This window comes from Pseudomonas sp. PAMC 29040 (assembly GCF_003994535.1).
GTDB lineage: Bacteria > Pseudomonadota > Gammaproteobacteria > Pseudomonadales > Pseudomonadaceae > Aquipseudomonas > Aquipseudomonas paraversuta.
The window spans coordinates 1-5,053 of sequence record NZ_RZAA01000023.1 but is presented as its reverse complement, the minus strand read 5'-3'; the positions used below and the strand labels follow the sequence as shown (position 1 = coordinate 5,053).

Genomic DNA, 5,053 nt, shown 5'->3' with positions numbered 1-5,053 from the left:
AACTGAGCAAAGCCGACTACGCCTGGCACGGTGATCAGCCGCGCTCGCAACAACAAAGCACCACCCCGGCGGGCACAGTGACGCGCCTGACCGATGCCGACGGTGCCGAGCAGCGCTGCCAGTACGATGAATTCGGGCGTTTGAGCGTGCAGCAAGGTCCCGATGTGAGCATCAGCATTACTTACGATGCAGCGTCGCGGATTCATCAGCAGCGAACCCAATCAAACGATGGCTCGCGGGACATGGCCGTAACCCTTGGCTATGACAGCCTGGGTCGCCCGGCCCGTCGTGAAACGGCTACCCGCACGCCCACCCGACAGTCCCTTGAAGTCCAGACCCAGCAATGGCGTAAAGACGGCAAGCTGACCCCGCGCGAACTGACCCGTGACGGAGTTTTGGTCCGGAGTGAAAGCTTCGACTACGATCTGCGCGGACGGATGATTGCTCACCGTCTGCACGGTGAGGATTTACCGCAGGATGCCCACGGCAAAACCTACCGCGAGCAGCACTTTCAATACGACGCCCTAGACAATATTCGTCGACTGGAAACGGTCTTTACCGACGCCAGTTCCAACAATGTCAGTACATTTACCTATGACCCCGCCGATCTCACCCAGCTGCTCAGCGTCAGCCACAGTCGCGCCGATTACCCGGCACCGGTAACCCTGGAGTACGACGCCCTCGGCAATTTACTGAAGGATGAACGGGGCAATCCACTGCACTACGACGCCCTGGGACGACTCATTGGCGTCACCCTGCCTACCGGCGAACGCCGCTGGCACTACGGCCCGGCGGGCAACATCATCAAGACCGAAGACTCTACCGGTCCGCGCTGGCGCTACCACACCGGCGGCCAGCTCAGCTGCGAGATGGGTGAAAACACCCAGACCCGCTGGGTACGGGCCGGTGACGTTCCGGTGGCCGAAAGCCGTCTTGCAGCGGCGGTGCGCGAAGTGATGCTCTTGGGCACCGACGCCCAGGGGTCGATAACCACTGAGGCCAACGACGGGATCAATGCCCCGGTCTACGGCGCCTACGGCCAGAGCCAGCCCGGTGCCAGCCGGCTGGGCTACGCCGGCACCTTGCGTGAGCAAGACAGCGGCTGGTATTTCCTGGGTGATTACCGCATCTACAACCCCGCACTGATGCGCTTCCACAGCCGTGACAGCCTCAGCCCCTTCGGCGAAGGCGGGCTCAATGGCTATGCCTATTGCGCCGGGGATCCGGTCAACCGCATCGATCCATCGGGCCACTCGTGGCTGGACTGGCTGTTACCGGCGGCCGGCATCGCCCTGGCCGTAATCGGCACCGTGGCCTCCCTGGGTGCATTGGCGGCGCCCACTGCGGCGCTGACCGCCAGCTATGTAACGGCGGTCACCACCGCGACCCTGAGCGTGGTGTCGCTGGCAGCGGACGTGGCCTCGATAGCCTTGCTGGCCAGCGGCAATGAAAACGCCGGGCGGATTCTGGGCTGGGTGGGCATGGCAACGGGGCTGGCCTCGGCGGCCCCGTCGATGGCCGGGGCTGCCGCCAAGGGGGTCAAAAAGGCCGGGAAGTTCGTGGGCAGCTGGCAGCACAAACTGCAGCATGCCGGGGGAGCTCCAGGAGGGGGGCGGGCTTTTAACCCTGCGACGCTTCAGCACTCAGCTTTAAATGCAATGGCCCCTAAGGAAGCCTGGCTTGCTACTCGCAGTATGAACCCTTCAGGAGGAGCAAATAATATTATGTACGCTGCTGCTCAACGGTACAGCAGCGTCAGTAGGGAAACTTCTATAGAAGTTCGAAACTTTTACAGGCTCAACCCGACGAAGGCTGCGTTGCCACAGAACACTATTCCATCCACGACCGTTAGAAGTATGGATGGCATTACCGTGATGCCTGTTTTTCAGAACAATCCGGATTATGTTAATGATGTCAGGCAAATAGCTGCCAACATACACCCGGCGTATCCACCTGAGGTCTTGCAGGGCTACAACATAAACACTAACTCTCTAGCCATCACCGCCCCTGACTTTTACGAAGCGACATTTATTCGTACGCATATATGGGATCTGCCTTACGAAAATGATTTTGTGAAATATGTAACCCAGGATGGATTATGGATAAGGGATCAAACCAGATGGCAGGAGAACTTTATGCTCTGGCGTCTCTAGGAAAGTCTTGACTCGCCACCATTTTTTATATTCCAGCCTTTTGGGAATTCAAAAAATGGTGGCCCACCAAAAGTCAGGTTTGAGCAAGGGCTGACTACGGTTGCCAGCATACTCGCCATCAACGATGTGCATTTGTCTGATGCGCAGCCCGATCGAGGTGTTCAGACCAGACGGCTCCTTGAGCAAAGCCGGTTTTTTTGAATATTGAAGTGTTACTGGAGACGGCAGTACCTATCTGAAAATGATGGGTACTGCCGTACGCTTTGGTTCGAATCTCCAGCCATCAGGCACTGGAAAGTCCGGTGGCCTGCCAGCAATCAGCCTCTTTGTGGTTTTCTTGATTCAATATTTTTTCTTGAACAGCCACTTTCTCCGTGATTTTGCGCATCACCGACGCACCCCTCCCACAATCAACAATGGTTGGGCATCTTCCCCACGTATTAAAAGATACTTTTTGTGCCGCCCCCCCCTACAACACTTGCTCATTGTTAGCCCTCAGCGAGGGACCCTATTTTGCTACCCCTTTCTAGCGAAACAAGGAGTAAGACACATGACTGAGCACACCTCCGTACCCCTATCCGCCGCCAGCCTGCTCAGCAGCGGCGACGTATATTCCGGGGCCTACAACTTTATGAGCAGCATCAGTGCCGGGGTCGATCCGCGCACCGGTGCGTTCTCGGCCTCGATCAGCCTGCCCACCGGCGCCGCCAACGATTTGCGCGGCCCTATCAGCCAGTTGCGCCTGAGCCATAGCCCGCTGATGGCCGAAGATCAGGGCTTCGGTCTGGGCTGGATGCTTGGTACCACCTCGTGGGACGGCGCCAGCCAACAACTGCAACTCAATTCCGGCGAGCGCTTTCGCGGTGAGATTGTCGGTCAGAGCATGCGCTTCCCGGATGTGCGCTTGCCGGTAGTTGCAGTGGCCGTTCAGCGTCAGGAAATGTGGGTCACGCATAACGATGGCAGCTGTGAACGCCTGATCCCGCTGGCCGGACACCCCAGCCTTTGGGTAGTCAGCACCCTGGTGGGGGCCGATGGCAGCGCCCTGAATTTTGACTGGCGTTCGGTTGGCAATGGGGCGTACCTGCAAAAAGTCAGCGATGCCCAAGGCCGCACGGTGCTGGCACTGGCCTACGAGGGCGTGACAACCCGTCTGACGTTGCAACCGGATACCCCCGCACAGGTGGTGATGTCATTTCATCGGGTCTCCGGGCTGTTGCGCCGGGTAACGGTGGACGGCCTTCCCGACAGTGGCTGGCAGTTTGAGTACAGCACTGCGACTTCCGGATTACTGCTGCTGAGCAAATGTACCCAGCCCACCGGCAGCACCGAGGAAGTGACCTACAGCGAAGCCAACGGCCTCAACCTGCCTGCAGGGGCGCCGTTTGCGCGGATGCCGGTGGTCAGTCAGACCCGCAAGGACCCGGGGGACGGCCAGCCGGTGCAACTGGTTCGTTATGACTACGGTCTGTATGGCAGCAACAACTATTTTGGCTGGCCGGCAGTGCGTCAGTGGCGCAACCGCGAGGACAATCTCTATCACCTGACCGGTGCCGGCGATTTTCTTTATGGCTCCACCGAAACCCTGATGGATGCCCGGGGCACCCCCCTGCAAACCATCAGCCGCACCTTTAACCGCTTCCACCTGCTGACCCGCGAACGCACCTTGCAGGGCCAGACCCTGCAGGAAACCGAAACCACCTATTACGACGAGCCCTGGCTGCCCATTGCCCGGCAACTGCCGTATTTCCAGTTCCCGCATAAAGTCATTACCCGCAAGGCGCAGCTCGACGGTCAACGGGTACTGCGGGAGCTTGTTACCGAGGAAGAAACCCGCTACGACGAGCTGGGTAACCCGGTGTGGCACCGCAATGCCCTGGGCGGGATTGAAGAGTCCGAGTACTACCCGGTAACCGGTGAGACCGACAACTGCCCGGCCGACCCACTGGGTCGCATCACCCGCCTGAAAAGTCGTACGGTCAGCCCCCCACCCGGCACCGAAGGGCCGGTCAAGCAGACCCGATATCGCTATCAATCCCTGCCCGTGCGTGGGGATGCTCCAGGGTTTGCATTGCCGACTTTTATCCAGAGCAGCGAAGAGCGGTTGCTGCTGGTTGAAGGCGATAAACCCACTGAATTGGGCAGTTCCAGCCAGACCTTTATCAATGCTCCGGCCTCACCCCATCACGGCCGTATGCTCAGCGAAACCCAGACGGTAGAGGGTAAAAGCACTACCCGGGCCTACAACTACAGCCTGACCCAAGCCCCAAACGCCCGCTCTCTTGAGCGCGCAGTCCTGCAGGAAAATGTCACGATTACAGGTCACGATGGCCAGTCAACTGTTGCGCAATCGTCGCAGGATTTGTACTCCGGCCTGATGGTCACCGAGCAGACCGACGAGCAGTTGCGCATGGCCTTTGCCCACGATGCCCTGGGCCGTGTGACTCAGGAAGTCGCGGCCCCGGATTCGGCTTTCGAGGCTGAGGTCAACTGGGCCTATTCGTTGTCGGCCAGCGAGCGCTGCCAGACCCGAATCGGCGCTTCCGGGCGTAAGGAAACTGTCTGGCTCGATGGCATGGCAAGGGAAATCCGCCGTGAAAAACAAACCGACAGCGGTGAGACCTATACCGCCTGGACCGCAGAATATGACGTGCTGGGCCGGGTGTTCCGTGAAACGACTTACGATCCCGGTAACGAAGACGTCCCGGCCCTGAGCCTGACCACCGAACGCACCTTTGATGACTGGGGCAATGTGCTGACTGAAACCAGCGCAGACGGTATCACCCAGCACACTCTGGCCGACCCGGTAGCCCTGACCGGCAGCAGTTGGCAGACCGATGCCAAGGGTGTGGCCGGGGCCAGAACCGTGACCACCCACACCCTGGATGGCAAGCCGCTGA

At 59.4% G+C, this 5,053-nt stretch carries 2 protein-coding genes; both read left to right on the top strand.

Going from position 1 to position 5,053, the window contains the following annotated elements; genetic code table 11:
• On the top strand, positions 1-2,153 hold a 2,153-nt coding region (locus WG29040_RS24215; RefSeq protein WP_165878390.1), incomplete at its 5' end, for an RHS repeat domain-containing protein.
• A 550-nt stretch (positions 2,154-2,703) separates the two neighbouring features.
• Positions 2,704-5,053: hypothetical protein (locus tag WG29040_RS24210; RefSeq protein WP_133309075.1), on the top strand; the 2,350-nt coding region annotated here is incomplete at its 3' end.